15 protein-coding genes are annotated in these 17,494 nt (G+C 69.7%); 11 read left to right on the top strand and 4 right to left on the bottom strand.

Features of this window, described 5'->3' with window-relative positions; genetic code table 11:
* Positions 1 to 13: 13 nt before the first annotated feature.
* From J2W45_RS08805 to guaA, 5 genes are read left to right on the top strand one after another with little or no spacing between them, the layout of a single operon-like run.
* A complete protein-coding gene (locus J2W45_RS08805) occupies positions 14 to 547 on the top strand; it encodes a cation:proton antiporter regulatory subunit (RefSeq protein ID WP_310130881.1) in 534 nt (177 codons plus the stop codon).
* Between the two features lie 6 nt (positions 548 to 553).
* Positions 554 to 1,930: a cation:proton antiporter gene (locus tag J2W45_RS08800; RefSeq protein WP_310130879.1), complete on the top strand. Its 1,377-nt coding sequence runs from the start codon at positions 554 to 556 to the stop codon at positions 1,928 to 1,930.
* Between the two features lie 56 nt (positions 1,931 to 1,986).
* On the top strand, positions 1,987 to 2,778 hold the full coding sequence (locus tag J2W45_RS08795) for an SURF1 family protein (RefSeq protein WP_310130877.1): 792 nt from the start codon (positions 1,987 to 1,989) through the stop codon (positions 2,776 to 2,778).
* A gap of 4 nt (positions 2,779 to 2,782) precedes the next feature.
* Positions 2,783 to 3,232 (top strand): DUF3817 domain-containing protein, encoded by a 450-nt coding sequence (locus J2W45_RS08790; protein WP_310130874.1) that lies wholly within the window; start codon positions 2,783 to 2,785, stop codon positions 3,230 to 3,232.
* Between the two features lie 25 nt (positions 3,233 to 3,257).
* Positions 3,258 to 4,871, top strand: coding sequence for a glutamine-hydrolyzing GMP synthase (guaA, locus tag J2W45_RS08785; RefSeq protein ID WP_310130871.1), 1,614 nt, complete (start codon positions 3,258 to 3,260; stop codon positions 4,869 to 4,871).
* 83 nt (positions 4,872 to 4,954) lie between these two features.
* On the opposite strand, the gene J2W45_RS08780 is transcribed toward guaA, so the two are convergent.
* Together J2W45_RS08780 and J2W45_RS08775 are read right to left on the bottom strand one after the other, a co-directional pair.
* Positions 4,955 to 5,746, bottom strand: a complete 792-nt coding sequence (locus tag J2W45_RS08780) for a Bax inhibitor-1/YccA family protein (protein ID WP_310130869.1) — start codon at positions 5,744 to 5,746, stop codon at positions 4,955 to 4,957.
* A gap of 42 nt (positions 5,747 to 5,788) precedes the next feature.
* Positions 5,789 to 6,343, bottom strand: a complete 555-nt coding sequence (locus J2W45_RS08775; protein WP_310130868.1) for a hypothetical protein — start codon at positions 6,341 to 6,343, stop codon at positions 5,789 to 5,791.
* Positions 6,344 to 6,396: 53 nt separating this feature from the next.
* Here J2W45_RS08775 and J2W45_RS08770 point away from each other — a divergent pair, with 53 nt between their 5' ends.
* From J2W45_RS08770 to J2W45_RS08760, 3 genes are all read left to right on the top strand, one after another.
* Positions 6,397 to 7,506 carry a glycerophosphodiester phosphodiesterase family protein gene (locus tag J2W45_RS08770; protein WP_310130866.1) on the top strand — a complete coding sequence of 370 codons (1,110 nt, stop codon included), beginning with the start codon at positions 6,397 to 6,399 and terminating at the stop codon, positions 7,504 to 7,506.
* A 114-nt stretch (positions 7,507 to 7,620) separates the two neighbouring features.
* Positions 7,621 to 10,173, top strand: coding sequence for an ATP-dependent helicase (locus tag J2W45_RS08765; RefSeq protein ID WP_310130865.1), 2,553 nt, complete (start codon positions 7,621 to 7,623; stop codon positions 10,171 to 10,173).
* Positions 10,174 to 10,202: 29 nt separating this feature from the next.
* Positions 10,203 to 11,213 carry an FUSC family protein gene (locus tag J2W45_RS08760; RefSeq protein WP_310130863.1) on the top strand — a complete coding sequence of 337 codons (1,011 nt, stop codon included), beginning with the start codon at positions 10,203 to 10,205 and terminating at the stop codon, positions 11,211 to 11,213.
* On the opposite strand, the gene J2W45_RS08755 is transcribed toward J2W45_RS08760, so the two are convergent.
* Positions 11,210 to 12,007 carry an oxygenase MpaB family protein gene (locus tag J2W45_RS08755; protein WP_310130862.1) on the bottom strand — a complete coding sequence of 266 codons (798 nt, stop codon included), beginning with the start codon at positions 12,005 to 12,007 and terminating at the stop codon, positions 11,210 to 11,212. The genes J2W45_RS08760 and J2W45_RS08755 overlap by 4 nt on opposite strands.
* A gap of 51 nt (positions 12,008 to 12,058) precedes the next feature.
* The gene (locus J2W45_RS08750; protein ID WP_310130861.1) at positions 12,059 to 13,618 is read right to left on the bottom strand and encodes a hypothetical protein; all 1,560 of its coding nucleotides are present in this window, start codon (positions 13,616 to 13,618) and stop codon (positions 12,059 to 12,061) included.
* Positions 13,619 to 13,851: 233 nt separating this feature from the next.
* Here J2W45_RS08750 and sucC point away from each other — a divergent pair, with 233 nt between their 5' ends.
* The 3 genes from sucC to J2W45_RS08735 all read left to right on the top strand — a co-directional run bounded on the left by sucC (position 13,852) and on the right by J2W45_RS08735 (position 17,468).
* Positions 13,852 to 15,015: an ADP-forming succinate--CoA ligase subunit beta gene (sucC, locus tag J2W45_RS08745; RefSeq protein ID WP_310130860.1), complete on the top strand. Its 1,164-nt coding sequence runs from the start codon at positions 13,852 to 13,854 to the stop codon at positions 15,013 to 15,015.
* A 17-nt stretch (positions 15,016 to 15,032) separates the two neighbouring features.
* Positions 15,033 to 15,920, top strand: a complete 888-nt coding sequence (sucD, locus tag J2W45_RS08740) for a succinate--CoA ligase subunit alpha (RefSeq protein WP_018191900.1) — start codon at positions 15,033 to 15,035, stop codon at positions 15,918 to 15,920.
* 159 nt (positions 15,921 to 16,079) lie between these two features.
* On the top strand, positions 16,080 to 17,468 hold the full coding sequence (locus J2W45_RS08735; RefSeq protein WP_310130857.1) for a hypothetical protein: 1,389 nt from the start codon (positions 16,080 to 16,082) through the stop codon (positions 17,466 to 17,468).
* The last annotated feature ends 26 nt before the right edge of the window (positions 17,469 to 17,494 follow it).

Genomic DNA, 17,494 nt, shown 5'->3' with positions numbered 1-17,494 from the left:
TGGATGGAGACGGATGATGGTAGACGTTCGGCGGGTCAAGCTCCCCGGGGTGGGGGTGCTGCACACATTCGTGACCGACGATGGCGGCAAGGTCGGCGTCATCGCGCACCGGTCCGGTCACAGCGACCTCATCACGTTCTCGGACCACGAGGACGGCAGCGACGTGACCAAGGTCTCGCTGCGGCTCAACGAGGACGAGGCGCACACCCTGGCGGAGCTGCTCGGCGGCACGCAGATCACCGAGACGCTGACGGCGCTCGACCAGATCCCGGGCCTGAGCATCGACTGGTTCACCGTCGACTACGACGACCACATCGCGGGGCAGCAGCTCGGCGCCCCCGGTGACCGCGGTTTCGTCGGTCTGACCGTCGTCGCAGTCGTGCGCGGGGACTCCGCGAACCCGGCGCCCGCTCCCGACTTCAAGGTCTTCCCCGGCGACACCCTGGTCGTCGCGGGCACACCGGAGAAGGTCGCCAAGGCCTTCTCGTTCTTCCGCACGGGCGAAGTCGCCTCCCGGGTCGCCGCCGACGCTCCGCCCGGAGGCTGATCGACGATGCATCTCGGCGAAGACCTCATCGTTCTCGGACTGCTCCTGCTCGTCGCGTACGTGCTGGGCCGCCTCGGCAAGCTGGTCGGTCTCCCCGCGATCCCCATCTACATGATCGTCGGTCTGCTGGCGAGCCCGCACACCGGCTGGTTCCCGCTGAACTTCGACAGCGACTACATCGAGCTCATCGCGATCTTCGGGCTCATCCTGCTGCTGTTCAATCTCGGGCTGGAGTTCGACCAGGACGAGTTCTTCGGCAACTTCGGCAAGCTGATCGTCTCCGGCGGGTCGTACATCCTCATCAACATGGGGGTCGGCCTCGTGTTCGGCTTCATGGTCGGCTGGGGCACCCGGGAGGCGCTCATCATCGCCGGGATGACCGCCACGTCGTCGTCCGCGATCGTCACGAAGCTGCTCATCGAGCTGCGGCGCCTGGCCAACACCGAGACGCCGATGATCCTGGGCGTCACCGTCGTCGAGGACATCTTCATCGCGATCTACCTCGCCATCGTCTCCGTGGTGCTGAGCGGTGAGACCGACTTCTGGCCGGTGGTCGGCAAGCTGACGATCGCCTTCGTCTTCCTGGTCGTGATGTTCACGATCGCCCGCTTCGGCGGCCGGTTCGTCTCGCGGCTGTTCCGCACGAAGGACGACGAGCTCTTCACCATCCTGTTCTTCGGGTTCGCCGTGCTGTTCGCGGGCATCGGCGAGCTGCTCGGGGTCACGGATGCGATCGGCGCGTTCCTGATCGGGCTCGTGCTCGGGGCGACGAAGTACCGCAACAAGATCGAGCAGATCGCCATCCCGCTGCGGGACGTATTCGCCGCCTTCTTCTTCCTCAACTTCGGGCTCGCCCTCAACCCCGCGCAGTTCCCGTCGGTGCTCGTCCCGGTGCTGGTCGCCGTGGGCCTGACCATCGTGCTGAACATCGCCGCCGGGCAGTTCGTGGCGTGGATCAACGGGCTGGGGGTGCAGGCCGGCATCAACACGACGGTGATCCTGCAGAACCGGGGCGAATTCGCGCTGATCCTCGCGACGCTGTCGCTCGCCGCGGGGCTGGATGAGCGCATCCAGCCGTTCGCCGGGCTGTACGTGCTGATCATGGCCGTGCTGGGGCCGATCCTCGCAGCGAACTCCGAGAAGATCGGTGCGATGATCCTACGGTCCGGGCCGAAGAAGGAGCGCCGGCGGAAGAGGAAGAAGACGCGCGATCCCATGCTCGACGAGGAGATCGCGCTCGTGGAGGCGGCGACCGCCGATCCCGGCTCCGACCCCGCCCCGCGGCGCGAGCACGCGAGCGCGGACGAGACGCGGCAGGCCGTCGACCGGATGGTGGAGCAGGCCATGCAGCAGGACATGAGCGGCGAACGGGAACGGGACTGACGATCGACACCACCACGGGAGGGTCCGCGGCCGACCGCCCCACCACCCTCTTCCAGATGATGCTGCGCCCGCGCTGGATCGCGGCGCTGGTCTTCGCCCTGCTCCTCGCCGCCGGTTTCGCCTGGCTCGGGCAGTGGCAGCTCGAGCGCGCCGTCGAGTCCGGCAAAGCGGTGGAGGCTCCGACCGAGACGGTGCTGCCGCTCGCGAAGGTCGCGGGCCCCGGGGCGCCGCTGCGCGACGTGGCCGTCGGCCAGCTCGTCTCGTTCACCGGCACGTTCGTGCCGGGGGACTACCAGCTGCTGCACGGCCGTCTCAACAAGGGCGCCAGCGGCTGGTGGGTCGTCGGGCACGCGAACGTCGAGCGGCCGGACGGCAGTCAGGCGGCGCTCGCCGTGGCGCGCGGCTGGGCGGCCGACGAGCCGACCGCGCGCGCCGCAATCGCGCGGCTCGCCGAGGAGCCGGCGACCCCGCAACCGATCGTGGGGCGCATCCTCCCCGACGAGCAGCCGCAGCTGCCGGACGACAAGGAGAAGGACCCGACCGGGATGACCAGCCTCGGCGTCGGCCAGCTCTACAACCTGTGGACCGGCGTGGACGGCATGGACGTCTACGCCTCGTACGTCGTGCAGCGGGGTGCGCCCGAGGGGCTCGTGCAGATCTATTCGCCGCCGCCGATCGCGCAGACGGAGCTCAACTGGCTGAACGTCTTCTACGCCGCCGAGTGGATCATCTTCGCCGGTTTCGCGGTGTTCCTCTGGTACCGCCTGGTGAAGGACGCCAAGCAGAAGGAGGACGAGCTGCGGGAGCTCTCAGCGCAGGAATCCGCCACCGCGGGGAACGTAGAATAGCCTCATGCCCCTCGCTCCCAAGCTCGAAGACTTCCCGAAGATCCGCGGGGCGCTCCGGTTCTACCAGGTGTTCGCGTACGTCACGGGCATCATGCTGCTCCTGCTGTGCGCCGAGATGGTCGTGAAGTACGGGCTCGGCTACGAGCTCTTCGCCTTCAGCAACTACGGGGCGCTGACCTTCGTGCCGGTGAAGACCGCGGTCGCGCCGACCGGCGTCGACCTGAGCACCGGCATCCTGATCCTGCACGGCTGGCTCTACGTCGTGTACCTGTTCTCAGACTTCCGCCTGTGGAGCCTGATGCGCTGGCCGTTCTCGAAGTTCATCATGATCGCCCTCGGCGGCGTGGTGCCCTTCCTGTCCTTCTTCGTGGAGGCGCGCATCACCAAGCAGGTGAGGTCCTACCTGGCCGGCCGGGAGGCCGAGGCCACGACCCTCGCGGAGGCGACAAATTAGCGAAGATTCCAGGAGGCCCGATCCGATGAGCACGGACGCCCCGTTCACCGAGCAGCCGGGGGGCGCCGACTCGGCGAATCCCTCCGGACCCGTGCTCGTCGTCGATTTCGGCGCGCAGTACGCGCAGCTGATCGCGCGGCGTGTGCGCGAGGCCAACGTGTACTCGGAGATCGTGCCGCACACCGTCACGGCGTCCGAGATCGCGGCCAAGCGCCCGTCCGGCATCGTGCTGTCCGGCGGCCCGTCGAGCGTGTACGAGGAGGGCGCCCCGCGCCTCGACGAGGGGATCTTCGACCTCGGCGTCCCCGTTCTCGGCATCTGCTACGGATTCCAGGTGATGGCGACCGCCCTCGGCGGCGAGGTCGCGAAGACCGGCCAGCGCGAATACGGCTCGACCGCGGTACGCATCTCCGACTCGGGCGTCCTGCTCGACGGCCAGCCGGCGGAGCAGACCGCCTGGATGAGCCACGGCGACTCCGTCTCGCGCGCCCCCGAGGGCTTCGAGGTGCTCGCCTCGACCGAGGGCACGCCGGTCGCCGCCTTCGCGAACGACGCTCGCCGCCTCTACGGCGTGCAGTGGCATCCCGAGGTCAAGCACTCGACGTACGGGCAGGCCGTGCTGGAGAACTTCCTCCACCGCGCGGCGGGCATCCCCGCCGACTGGAACAGCGGCAACGTGATCGCCGACCAGGTCGCCGCGATCCAAGCGCAGGTCGGCTCCGGCCGCGTCATCTGCGCGCTGTCCGGTGGCGTCGACTCGGCCGTCGCGGCCGCCCTCGTCCACAAGGCCGTCGGGGACCAGCTCGTGTGCGTGTTCGTCGACCACGGGCTGCTCCGCAAGGACGAGGCGCGCCAGGTCGAAGAGGACTACGTCAAGGCGACGGGCGTGCGGCTCGTCACGGTGAACGCCCAGAAGCAGTTCCTGGATGCGCTCACCGGCGTGAGCGACCCGGAGACGAAGCGCAAGATCATCGGCCGCGAGTTCATCCGCGTCTTCGAGAAGGCGCAGGCCGACCTCATCGCCGAAGCGGCGAGCGAGGGCGACCCCATCCGCTTCCTGGTGCAGGGGACGCTGTACCCGGACGTCGTCGAGTCCGGCGGCGGCACCGGCACCGCGAACATCAAGAGCCACCACAACGTCGGCGGCCTGCCGGAGGACCTCCAGTTCGAGCTGGTGGAGCCGCTGCGCACGCTGTTCAAGGACGAGGTCCGCGCGATCGGCCGCGAGCTCGGGCTGCCGGAGGAGATCGTCTCGCGTCAGCCGTTCCCCGGGCCGGGCCTCGGCATCCGGATCGTCGGAGAGGTGACCCAGGAGCGGCTCGATCTGCTTCGGGATGCGGACGCCATCGTCCGTGCCGAGCTGACCGCCGCGGGTCAGGACGCCGAGATCTGGCAGTGCCCGGTCGTACTGCTGGCCGACGTCCGCTCGGTCGGCGTGCAGGGCGACGGACGCACCTACGGGCACCCGATCGTGCTGCGCCCCGTGTCCAGCGAGGACGCCATGACCGCGGACTGGACGCGCCTGCCCTACGACCTGCTGGCGAAGATCTCGAACCGCATCACCAACGAGGTGGACGGGGTGAACCGCGTGGTTCTCGACGTCACGTCGAAGCCGCCGGGGACCATCGAGTGGGAGTGACCTCCCGCTGACGCGAGAAGCGTCGACGCGAGAAGGCCCGGGATGCGGTGAGCATCCCGGGCCTTCGTCGTTTGCTTATGCGATTAGTCGCGGCTGATGGCGAGCATGCGCAGGATCTCGAGGTACAGCCAGATGACGGTGACCATGATGCCGAAGGCGCCGGACCAGCCGTAGATGCGGGGGGCGCGGTTGGCGACGCCCTGCTTGATCGCGTCGAAGTCGAGCACCAGCGAGTACGCGCCGAGGATGACGACGAGCAGGCCGATGATCAGGCCGAGCTTGATGCCGGTGTTGCCGAGCTCGACGCTGTTGAGGCCGAAGGCGCCGTTGGTGGCGCCGGTCCACATCAGGACGAGGTTGACCAGCGAGTAGGCCAGGTACCCGAACATCGCGATCAGGAAGACCTTGGTCGCCTTGGCGGAGGCGCGGATCTTGCCCGACGCGAAGAGCGCGAGCGTCACACCGACGACCGCGAAGGTGGCGATGACGGCCTGGATGACGATGCCGGACCACTGCGCCTCGAAGACCATCGAGATCGCGCCGAGGAAGATGCCCTGCGCGAACGAGTAGCCGAGAATGAGCGCGGGCACGGGGCGGCGCTTGAAGATGTTGACCAGCGCCAGGACGAAGCCGATGATCGCGGCCGGGAGGGCGAGGGCGGGGACGAACCAGCCGATGCCGGCGCCGGCGAGCAGGAGGACGAAGCAGATCGCGGTCTTGACGATCGAGTCCTCGACCGTCATGCGGTCGGTGTCGACCGACGTCGCGGACGGCGCCTGGTACATCTGCTCCAGGTTCTCGGCCGAGACCGTGGCGGCCTGGCCGTTGTTGGAGAACGCCGGGTTCGTGGAGAAGGCCGGGTTACTGAGTGCCATGAGCTCCTCGTTCTTAGGGGACCGCAGGCGGGTGCGGTCGTGTCAGTCCAATCTATTCGTTTCTTTCCTGAGAGTTCTGACAGATTGCCATGAATCCGCCCGGATCGCGATCCAACGCGCGAGCCAGGCGGCGGCCACGATGATCACGCTGCACGACAGGATCGTGATCCAGCCCTGCCCGTAGTAGCGCACGAACGAGGGGAGGACGATGCTCCATCCGATCGGCAGCAGCAGCACGACGAAGGAGACCAGGGGGCGGAGCCGCACCAGCAGCCACGCGGCGAGGGGGACGGCGTAGCACCAGGCGAAGCCGGCGCCGCCGAGCATGAGCCAGGTGAAGCCGAGCACCGGGAGTGCGACGGCGACGCGGCGCCCGATGGTCGACGGCAGGACGGCCCAGCCGGCGGGCTGCATCAGCGACCCGACGAGCAGCAGAGGGAGGCTGTAGGCGGTCGTCGCGAGGACGCACGCGGTGCCCACCACGAGCATGGCGAGGCCCGTCACCAGACGCGCACGGTAGGAGCCCCAGCGGAGGGGGAGCCGCGAGGCGGGCTCCGTCCATGACGTGGCGGCGGTCGCGTTCGGGTCGGCGGGCACGGGACGATTCTGGCATCCCCGGGCGCGGCGTGGCGCCCGGCTAGGATCGGGCCATGCGAGCTCGAACCGCCCCCGTGGTCATCGGGCACCGGGGTGCCCCCGGGTACCGGCCCGAGCACACGCGCGGTTCCTACGAGCTGGCCTTCCAGCTCGGGGCGGATGCCGTGGAGCCGGACATCGTGGCCACCCGCGACGGCGTCCTGGTGCTCCGCCATGAGAACGAGATCTCCGGGACGACCGATGTGGCCGACCATCCCGAGTTCGCCGACCGGCGCACGACCAAGGAGGTCGACGGCGTCGAGCTGACGGGGTGGTTCACGGAGGACTTCACGTGGGCGGAGCTCTCCGTCCTGCGTGCGCGGGAGCGCATCCCGAAGCTGCGTCAGGCGAGCTCCACCTTCGACGGGCACTACCCGCTGCTGCGGCTTCGCGACCTGCTCGAGCTGATCGACCGCACGGCCGAGGCGGCCGGCCGCGACGGCGGCGGCCGCGATGGCGGCGGCAGGACCACGCCCGGGTCGCCCGGACTCGTCGCCGAGCTGAAGCACGCGACGTACTTCGCGGCCGCCGGGCTCCCGCTCGACGAGCTGTTCCTGGCGGAGCTCGCGGACGCGGGCTGGAACGACCGGTCGGGAGTCGTCGTCGAGAGCTTCGAGCGGACCGTGCTCGGCACACTGCACGACCGCGGTTTCCGGGGACGCCGGGTCTACCTCGTCGAGAGCTCGGGAGCGCCGGCGGACCGGGTGGCCGCGCTGGGATCGTCCGCTCCCGGCTACGACACCGATGTCAGCCTGCGCGGGCTCTACGCGCTCGGATCGGCGGCGGCGTCGCCCGCGCACCGGGTCGACGGCATCAGCGTGGAGACCAGCCAGGTGCTGTCGTCGGGGTCCGTCTCGGTCGCCCTGTTCGGCGAGGAGGACGCGGCCGACGTCGGAGCGGTGACCTCGGATCTGGTCGACCTGGCGCACTCGGCCGGACTCGCCGTGTTCTGCTGGACGCTCCGGCCCGAGAACGGCATGCTGCCCCCCGAGTTCCGCACCTCGTCGACGGACACCGAATGGGGCGATTGGCGCCGCTACTACTCGATCCTCCTCCACTCGGGGGTGGACGGGGTCTTCGCCGATCATCCCGACCTCGCAGTGTCGGTGCGCGACAACCGCTGAGCGGCACAGGGGCCGCGGGCGTCGCAGGCGCCGCGGGCGTGGCGGGCGCCGCGGGACCGGGCGCGGGGGACTCCCGGCCGAATGACGGTGGCAGCGACTAAAATCGACGGAGACATGACGAGCCTCCCCGACGCCCCGCAGACCACCCCCTCCTCCGTCCCGATCATCCTGGACGGGTGGCAGGGCGACGGTGCGGACCGCACCCCGGCCGAGGGGAGCCGCTCGGGCGGAGGCTCGGGCGGGTCCGGTGCCGGTCAGGAGGGTTCCGGGCACTGGCGCGGGCCGAGCGAGCGGCTGTTCGCCGGCCTCAACCCGCAGCAGCGCGAAGCGGCCGAGTACCGCGGGCAGGCGCTGCTCATCGTGGCCGGCGCCGGCTCCGGCAAGACCAGCGTGCTCACCCGCCGCATCGCCGGGCTCATCGAGAGCCGCGAGGCGTGGCCGAGCGAGATCCTGGCGATCACGTTCACGAACAAGGCCGCGAACGAGATGCGCGAGCGCGTCGAGCAGCTGCTCGGCGGCAAGGCGCAGGGCATGTGGATCTCGACCTTCCACTCCGCGTGCGTGCGCATCCTGCGGCGCGAGGCCGAGACGATCGGCAAGACCCCGAGCTTCACGATCTACGACTCGGGCGACAGCCGGGCCCTCCTCAAGCGCATCATCAAGGAACTCGACGCCGACACACTCGGCTTCACGGTGGGAGGCGCGGCCAACCGCATCTCGAAGCTGAAGAACGAGCTGACCGATCTCGAGACCCACGCGCGGTCCGCCAACCTGAGCGACCCGCAAGAGGTCATGTTCCTCGAGATCTTCCGTCAGTACACGCGCGAGCTCCGCCGGGCCAACGCGTTCGACTTCGACGACCTGATCGCCGAGACGGTGTACCTGTTCCGCGCGTTCCCGCGGGTCGCCGCCCTGTATCAGAGCCGCTTCCGGCACATCCTCGTCGACGAGTACCAGGACACGAACCACGCTCAGTACTCGCTGATCCGCGAGCTGACCATGCCGGTGGCCCCCGACATCGTCGACGATCTGGAGGCGCACGGCCGCAACGTCCGCCCGTTGCGCGACGCGGCGGGACTGATCCCGCCTGCGTCGCTCACGGTGGTCGGCGACTCGGACCAGTCGATCTACGCGTTCCGCGGGGCGGACATCCGCAACATCGTCGAGTTCGAGCGCGACTTCCCCGGTGCGAAGGTGGTGCTGCTGGAGCAGAACTACCGGTCGACGCAGAACATCCTGAGCGCGGCGAACGCCGTCATCGCGAACAACTTCGACCGCAAGGACAAGAAGCTGTGGACCGCCGTCGGCGACGGCGAGAAGATCATCGGCTACACGGGTTACTCCGGCCACGACGAGGCGCAGTTCGTCGCCGACGAGATCGAGAAGCTGCACTCCGCGGGGATGGACTACAAGGACATCGCCGTCTTCTACCGGACGAACGCCCAGACGCGTGCACTGGAGGAGATCTTCATCCGGTCGGCGCTGCCCTACAAGGTGATGGGCGGCACGAAGTTCTACGAGCGCGCCGAGATCAAGGACGCGATGGCGTACCTGATCACGGTCGCCAACCCGGATGACATGCTCGCGCTCCGCCGCATCCTGAACACGCCGAAACGGGGAATCGGACCGGCGACAGAGACGCAGCTGGCGAGCTATGCGGAGGACAACGGACTGACGTTCCGGGCGGCGATGCGCGACGCCGGATCGCTGGGACTCGGGCCGAAGGTCACCAACGCGATCCTGCAGCTGTCGAACCTGCTCGACGAGGCGGCGGCGAAGATCGACCCGTCGAACCCGGCGGGCATCTCGCCGGTCGCCGACGTGCTGACCTTCCTGCTGGACGGCAGCGGGTACCTCGAGGTGCTGCGCAACAGCCGCGATCCGCAGGACGAGGCGCGCGCCGAGAACGTGGACGAGCTGGTCGCGGTGACGCGCGAGTTCGCGCGCAACAACCCGGACGGCACCCTCGTGGACTTCCTCACCGAGGTCTCGCTCGTGGCGGCCGCCGATGAGATCGACGACTCGAGCGGCTCCGTGTCGCTCATGACGCTGCACACGGCGAAGGGGCTGGAGTACGACGCCGTGTTCCTGACCGGGATCGAGGAGGACCTCCTCCCGCACCGGATGTCGGCGAACGAGCCGGGCGGTCCGGCGGAGGAGCGCCGGCTGTTCTACGTGGGCATCACGCGGGCGAAGAAGCGGCTCTTCCTGTCGCTCGCGATGACCCGCGCGCAGTTCGGCGAGACAGCGGTCGCCATGCCCAGCCGTTACCTCCAAGAGATCCCCGCAGACCTCATCGACTGGCGGCAGTCTCCCGGCTCGGCGAACGGTCGCGGTGGCACGCAGTCGCGCGCGCTCAACGCCCGCCGGCCCGGCCTCGGCGCTGGTTCCGGCGACGGCTCCGGCGGCTGGAACGACCCGCTCTCCGCGTCGACGTTCCGGCAGGAGCGTCCGAAGGCGGAGTGGCCGAACCGGGTCACCGGCAAGGTCCGCGACAACGGCGACCTGGAGCTCGAGCCGGGCGACCGCATCCGGCACGCCGACTTCGGCGAGGGCCGCGTCACGGCCGTGACCGGGCAGGGCGCCAAGCGCGTCGCGCACGTGCAGTTCGAGAAGGTGGGCGCGAAGAAGCTCCTCATCAAGATCGCTCCGATCGACAAGCTGTGAGGGCCGTCTCCGGTCCCCGGAATCTGGAGGTGGGACTGCGGGCCGCGCTGGCGGTCGCCGTCCCGTTGTCGGTGCTGTTCGCGGTCGGTCGGCTCGACCTGACCGCGTACGCCACATTCGGTGCCTTCACGGCCCTGTACGGGCGGAACGAGCCGTACCAGTACCGGGTGCGCACGCTCACCGTCGCCGCGATCGCGCTGCTGGTGAGCATCGCGGCGGGAATCGGCCTCGCGGTGGCGGGCGAGCCCCTGCCGCTCGTCGCGGTCGCCCTCGTCGTGGTCGTGGGCGGCGGGACGCTGTTCGTCACGGTGTTCCAGATCGTTCCTCCGCAGTCGCTGTTCTTCGTCTTCGCCCTCCTGGTGTGTGCCGCGATACCCACCGCTCCGGCCGACGTTCTGCCCCGCCTCGGGCTGGCGGCGGTCAGCGCGGCGTTCGCCTGGCTGCTCACGATGTCGGGCTGGGCGATCCGCCGGATCCCCGGTGCCTCGCAGGGACTCCTGGCGCGCAGCGGTCTGGTCACCGAGCTTCGGCGTCGCCCCGGCATCGACACGGCAGCTCTGCGCGACCCGCGCGTGTGGCTGACCGTTGTGCAGAACGTCGTCGGCGTTCTCCTGGCGGGCGGCATCGCGCTGGCGTTCGGCTTCGGGCACGCGTATTGGGCGGTCGTGAGCGTCGTGGCTGTGATCCCGCCTGCGCGGGCGGCCCATTCGATCTCGCGCTCGTTGCACCGGATCGTCGGGACCGTCGTGGGCGTCGCCGTCACCGCCGTGCTTCTCAGCTGGTCGCCTCCGGCCGCCTTCGTCATCGCCGTGATCGTGGTGTGCCAGTTCTTCGCCGAGATCCTGGTGGCGCGGCACTATGGTGCTGCGCTCGTGTTCATCACGCCGCTCGCGCTGTCGGTGTCGCACCTCGCGAATCCCACGCCGATCGGAACGCTGGTGATCGATCGAGTGCTGGAGACCGTTCTCGGCGCCGGGATCGGCATCGTCCTGGTGCTCCTCGCCCGTGGGTTCGAGCGACGGCGGGGACTCGCGCCCTAGGACGTGACGACTGCGGACCGCAGCTTGGCCCGGTACCGCTCGTGGGGAAGCCGACGCAGCCTCGACGGGAGCCGCGGGTACAGAACCGCGGTGAAGCGCAGCATGCGGTCGAATCGCCGTCTCCTGCCCTCGCTCCAGTCGAGCCGGAACTCGGCTCGCACCTCGGGAGGCAGCAGACCGGCGGTGAGCAGCCGGAGGAGCGGCAGAGCCGGGCGCATCCCCCAGGGGACGCCTCGCGGGTACAGGATCTGGCGCGACACCGTCAGCACCTCCTCGTCCACGGAGAGGGTCGGGAGCATGTCGTCCCAGTACCGGTCGAAGTCCCGCCGCGAGGCCGGCCAGTGCTCCGGCGACAGCTGCAGGTTGGACAGAGCGTGCACGAAGTCCTCGTACACGGAGTCCGCCTGGTCTGGGGTCAGCTCGCCGAAGACCCGACCGTGGAGGTCCATCATCGTCTGGTAGAGCGTCGCCGCCACCCACACCTGCAGCTCCGGGTCGAACGCGTTGTACGGCGTCGTCCCCTCTCCGCCGCGGACCGGCGCATGCGCCCGATTCACCGCTCGCCGCATGGCCCCGACCTCCTCGGGCGAGCCGAACATCGACGCTGTCAGATAGAGGATCGTGGCATCGAAACGGTCCATCAGCCGCGTGGCGAAGTCGCTGTGCTCCACGACGCCACGGCCCACCGCAGGATGGGCGATCTGTAGGAGCAGCGCGCGTCCGCCTCCGGCGAGCGTTATCGCTTCCGCCGCGATATCGCGGGCATCCACGGGTCGGGTGCGGGGGCGAGGCACGGCTCCATGGTGCCCACTCCGCCTGCGAAGCAGCGGAGAGCACGCCGTCGTTCACAGTGAGATCCAGGTGGACCGCGCCCGCCGGGGACGCGCACGTCCGAAGCGGGGTGTGCGCCCCTTCCGCCGGTTCCGCCGCATGTGCGACATGACCAGCATGGCCACCCCGGTCCCGGTCGCTCCGAGGCTGGATAGGGCTGCGGGGCCGATGTCCCCACCGACGTCGGCGCCGGTGTCGGCCAGCACCACGGTCGTCGCCAGGCTGGCCGTCGAGCCCGGCGCGACCGGGACCGGCGCGACCGCGACCGGCGCCGACGAGACCCGCGTGATCTCCGTCGCGACGCCGAAACGGGACACCCAGGGCCGCAGACGACCGCCGCCGTCGGCGACCGCGACGCGAGACGGGTCGATCCTGTCCGTCCAGACGTAGTACCCGTCGGCCGGGACGGTGCAGGGCGGAGTCACGTACTCACCCGTGTCATGGATGGCCGTCTCGACCGTGCAGACCGTCGGCGCTCCGACGGGTGGCGCCTCAGCCTCCGCGATCGGGTCGGAGAAGGGGCCGTACAGCGTGCTCTCCACGACTGCTTCGACGGGCTCGAAGCCCTCGCCCGCCTCGCGCACGCCCCACGACGGGAGCAAGCCGTCGCCCTCCTCGACCGTGACCGTGAGCCGGTCGGCCACCTCCGCACCCGGGTGCGCCTGGGCGGCTGTGGTCTGCGTCTCGACTCGCGGCTGGAACGGCAGGGGAGACGGACCGGTCGCCTCGGTCTGCGCCTGAGCGCTGGCGGAGGACGGCTGCGCGATCAGCACCGCCTGCGCATCCACGGTCGGAAGGGCGACGGTCAGGCGGTTCCCGTACGGCAGGCCGTCGGTCGTCGCTGCGGCACTGACGGTGGTGCTCGCGGCCGTCCCCGTCGGGGTGATCGGGATGTCGGTCCCCGAGGGCACCGAGCGCTGAGTGGTGCCGTCGTCGAAGGCGGCGCCGTTCAGGGTCACGGCGACGGGATGCGCCCCGGGCGGCAGCTCCTCCGGGCCACTGACCCTGTCGACGGTCAGCTCCACGCGCACCCGGCCCGGTCCGGACTCGGCGAGCTCGACGATCGCCGCAGCGTGGACGCCGGTGGATGCCTGCGCCCGTGCCTCGGCCAGCATCCGCCCGGCACGTTCGTAGACGGCGTCCGCGTCGGCGCCTGCCCGAGCCGCGTGACCGCGGGCATCGGCGTCGGACATCCCGGCGTAGATCCAGGTCGCCAGCTGACCCGAGGCAGCGGTCAGGCGGTCGCCGGCGCCTGCCCACGTGCGGGCGATGTAGGCGAACACCGCCGACTGTTCCGGCGTCCACCAGCCCATCCCGGCCGGATCGGCATAGGTGTAGGTCACTCCGGTGGGGGACACCTTGCCCGGGTTGAGGCAGAAGCCGAGCGCCCCGTCGTCGAAGTGGTAGGCGCCGATCCACCAGCCGTCGGCGGACCGGTATCCGGGCCCTGTCCCGTCACCGGCGAGTGCCCGTGCGGGTGCGGCTCCGGCGACGACCGCCTGGAGGACGCCGAGGAAGACGGCGAGGCCGGCGAGCGCCACCGCCGTGATGAGGGAGAAGGGTCGATGCGTCATGCATCCACCGTCGTTGGCCGGCGAGGCCCGCTGTCGGGAGACCCCGGAATCGGTGGATAACCGCACATCCCGGGCGCCTGTGAGCACATCCCCGGTTTCGGGCCGTTCAGGGGGACGCGCTAAAGTTCTTCCTGGCGAATTTATCTCGGCGTCGAGCTATTCTCGCGTCGGACCGCCCGGAGAAATCAGCCGGCAGCCACGAGCGCACCGGACCACCAGCGGATTGGATAACCGTGGATCTATACGAGTACCAGGCCAGAGACCTGTTCGAGAAGTACGGGGTCCCGGTGCTTCCGGGAATCGTCGCAGACACCCCGGAGGAGGTGCGAGCAGCGGCCGAGAAGCTGGGCGGCGTGACCGTCGTCAAGGCGCAGGTCAAGACCGGCGGCCGCGGCAAGGCCGGTGGCGTCAAGGTCGCCAAGAACCCCGATGAGGCCGAAGAGGCCGCGAAGGCCATCCTGGGTCTCGACATCAAGGGTCACGTCGTGCGCCGCGTGATGGTCGCCGGCGGCGCCCGCATCGCTCGTGAGTTCTACTTCTCGGTGCTCCTCGACCGGGCCAACCGCTCCTACCTGTCGCTGACCAGCGTCGAGGGCGGCATGGAGATCGAGCAGCTCGCCGTCGAGAAGCCTGAGGCGCTCGCGCGGGTCGAGGTCGACCCCCGCGGCGGCATCGACCACGCCAAGGCCGTCGAGATCGCCCAGGCCGCCGGCTTCCCGGACGAGCTGGTGGAGAAGGTCGCCGACGTCTTCGTGAAGCTCTACGAGGTCTACACCGGCGAGGACGCGACGCTCGTGGAGGTCAACCCGCTCGTCCTCACCGAGGAGGGCGACGTCATCGCCCTCGACGGCAAGGTCAGCCTCGACGAGAACGCCGACTTCCGTCACCCCGACCACGAGGCGCTCGAGGACAAGGACGCGGCCGACCCGCTGGAGGCCAAGGCCAAGGCGGCGAACCTCAACTACGTCAAGCTCGACGGCCAGGTGGGCATCATCGGCAACGGTGCGGGACTGGTCATGTCGACCCTCGACGTCGTCGCCTACGCGGGCGAGAAGCACCAGGGCGTCAAGCCGGCGAACTTCCTCGACATCGGCGGCGGCGCGTCCGCCGAGGTCATGGCCGCGGGCCTGGATGTCATCCTGAACGACCCGCAGGTCAAGAGCGTGTTCGTGAACGTCTTCGGCGGCATCACCGCCTGCGACGCGGTCGCGAACGGCATCGTGAAGGCGCTGGAGATCCTCGGCGACGAGGCCAACAAGCCGCTGGTCGTCCGCCTCGACGGCAACAACGTCGACGAGGGCCGCCGCATCCTGAAGGATGCGAACCACCCGCTGGTGACGCTCGCACTCACCATGGACGAGGGCGCCGACAAGGCCGCCGAGCTGGCCGCGAAGTAAGCGAAGGACGAACGAGAATGTCTATCTTCCTCAACAAGGACTCCAAGGTCATCGTCCAGGGCATCACCGGCGGCGAGGGCACCAAGCACACCGCGCTGATGCTGAAGGCCGGCACCCAGGTCGTCGGCGGCGTCAATGCCCGCAAGGCCGGCACGACCGTCACCCACGGCGATGTCGAGCTGCCCGTCTTCGGAACGGTCGTCGAGGCGATCGAGAAGACCGGCGCCGACGTGTCGATCATCTTCGTGCCGCCGGCGTTCGCGAAGGATGCGATGGTCGAGGCCATCGACGCCGAGATCCCGCTGCTCGTGGTCATCACCGAGGGCATCCCGGTGCAGGACTCCGCCGAGGCGTGGGCCTACGCCAAGGAGAAGGGCAACAAGACCCGGATCATCGGCCCGAACTGCCCCGGCATCATCACGCCCGGCGAGTCGCTGGTCGGCATCACCCCCGCCACGATCACCGGCAAGGGCCCGATCGGACTCGTCTCCAAGTCGGGCACGCTGACCTACCAGATGATGTACGAGCTGCGCGACCTCGGCTTCTCGACCGCGATCGGCATCGGCGGCGACCCGGTGATCGGCACCACCCACATCGACGCGCTCGCCGCGTTCGAGGCCGACCCGGAGACCAAGGCCATCGTCATGATCGGCGAGATCGGCGGCGACGCCGAGGAGCGCGCGGCCGACTTCATCAAGGCGAACGTCACCAAGCCGGTCGTCGGCTACGTCGCGGGCTTCACCGCGCCGGAGGGCAAGACCATGGGCCACGCCGGCGCCATCGTCTCCGGATCCGCCGGCACCGCACAGGCGAAGAAGGAGGCCCTCGAGGCCGCCGGTGTGAAGGTCGGCAAGACGCCGTCCGAGACCGCCGAGCTGCTCCGCGAGGTGTACGCCGCGCTGTAAGGCGACTGCGTCGACACCGGCGCAACGCGCATCCGGAAGGCCGGGACCCCCGTGGTCCCGGCCTTCCCCGCGTCAGGCGAGAGGCCGCGAATACTGCCTGCCCACATCCGCATGCCCGGCGCTACAGTGAGCGCACCGTGACGGCGGAAGGGGGCCCTGATGGCTCGCCCGACGAATACCACCGACCTGCTGCAGCGCATCGCAGCCCTCGAGGAGGAGAACGCGTCCCTGCGTTCGAGGATGACCGAGGAACAGGTGGAGGGAGCGCCCGCCACCGTGGCGTCCACCCCGGTGAAGCACCGGCGCAGCTGGGCGTGGACGCTGCTGGCGACGGTCCTCATCGTGCTCGGCTCCGTCCTGGCGCCGCTCGCGGTCGTGTCCTCGTGGGCGAAGGTCCAGCTGACCGACACCGACACATTCGTGGCGACGTACGCGCCGCTCGCCCACGACCCGGACGTTCAGGCGTTCGTCACCGACCAGACGGTCAAAGCGGTGCAGCAGCACGTCGACGTCGAGCAGATCACCGGTCAGGTGATCGACGGGATCACAGGGCTCGGCACCGGATCCGTCGCGACGAAGGCGCTCGAGTCCCTGAAGGCGCCGCTCGCGCAGGGGATCGTGTCGCTGATGCAGTCGACGGTGCAGCGCTTCGTGGCGTCCGACGCCTTCGCGCAGGTGTGGCAGCAAGCGCTGCGGACCAGTCACGACCAGCTCATCGCGACGATGCAGAACAACCCGAAGGCGGCCGTCACCGTGGGAGCGGACGGCTCCGTCGGCATCCAGCTCGCACCGATCGTCGCGCGGGTGAAACAGCTGCTGGTGGATCAGGGGCTCACCTTCGCCTCGCGCATCCCGACCGTGGACCGCACCATCACCGTGGCGCAGAACTCGTCCATCCCCACCCTGCAGCTGCTCTACGGCCTGTCGATCGCGGCCGGTGCGTGGCTTCCCTGGGTGGCCATCGGGCTGCTGGCCCTCGGCGTCATCGTCGCCCGGCGACGCGCGCTCGCCCTCGTGTGGGCGTCCATCGCCCTCGGGCTGGCGATGGCGTTGACGCTGGGGGCGATCGCCGTCGCGAGGCTCGTGTTCGTCGCCAGCGCATCCCCCTCGCTGGTGCCCTCGGCGCTCGCCCAGACGCTCTATTCGACGGTGACGGATGCGATGATCGCGACCGCCGTCGCCGTCCTGGTGCTCGCCATCGCGGTCGCCCTCGTCGGCTGGTACGCCGGGCCCTTCGGCGTGCCCCGGCGCCTCCGCGGGTTTTTCGGCGACGGCGTCGCCTGGGTGCGCCGCTCGGCCGAGTCGCACGGGATCACCACCGGTCGCGTCGGCGAGTGGATGTACGCGCAGCGGGTCCTGCTCCGCACTGCTGTGGCGGTGATCGCGGCAGCGGTGGTGCTATTCGTCCGGCCGCTGACCCCGTCGCTCATTATCTGGACGCTGGTGCTCGCGGCGCTCGTCGTCGCCATCCTCGAGCTGCTGCAGCGTCCCGTGATCACCGTGCCCGAGACGGCCGACGAGGAGACGCCGGTGGTCACGGTCTCCTGAGCGCCGAAGTGTCGGCGGTGCGCGCG

Source organism: Leifsonia shinshuensis (assembly GCF_031456835.1).
GTDB classification, from domain to species: domain Bacteria; phylum Actinomycetota; class Actinomycetes; order Actinomycetales; family Microbacteriaceae; genus Leifsonia; species Leifsonia shinshuensis_C.
This window is presented reverse-complemented; position numbering and strand designations above follow the sequence as displayed.

Coding starts and splice junctions, on each gene's coding strand:
- J2W45_RS08800 (WP_310130879.1), top strand. CDS start 554: ATGCATCTCGGCGAAGACCTCATCGTTCTCGGACTGCTCCTGCTCGTC.
- J2W45_RS08780 (WP_310130869.1), bottom strand. CDS start 5,746: ATGGCACTCAGTAACCCGGCCTTCTCCACGAACCCGGCGTTCTCCAAC.
- J2W45_RS08765 (WP_310130865.1), top strand. CDS start 7,621: ATGACGAGCCTCCCCGACGCCCCGCAGACCACCCCCTCCTCCGTCCCG.
- J2W45_RS08795 (WP_310130877.1), top strand. CDS start 1,987: ATGATGCTGCGCCCGCGCTGGATCGCGGCGCTGGTCTTCGCCCTGCTC.
- J2W45_RS08770 (WP_310130866.1), top strand. CDS start 6,397: ATGCGAGCTCGAACCGCCCCCGTGGTCATCGGGCACCGGGGTGCCCCC.
- sucD (WP_018191900.1), top strand. CDS start 15,033: ATGTCTATCTTCCTCAACAAGGACTCCAAGGTCATCGTCCAGGGCATC.
- J2W45_RS08790 (WP_310130874.1), top strand. CDS start 2,783: ATGCCCCTCGCTCCCAAGCTCGAAGACTTCCCGAAGATCCGCGGGGCG.
- J2W45_RS08805 (WP_310130881.1), top strand. CDS start 14: ATGATGGTAGACGTTCGGCGGGTCAAGCTCCCCGGGGTGGGGGTGCTG.
- J2W45_RS08750 (WP_310130861.1), bottom strand. CDS start 13,618: ATGACGCATCGACCCTTCTCCCTCATCACGGCGGTGGCGCTCGCCGGC.
- guaA (WP_310130871.1), top strand. CDS start 3,258: ATGAGCACGGACGCCCCGTTCACCGAGCAGCCGGGGGGCGCCGACTCG.
- J2W45_RS08735 (WP_310130857.1), top strand. CDS start 16,080: ATGGCTCGCCCGACGAATACCACCGACCTGCTGCAGCGCATCGCAGCC.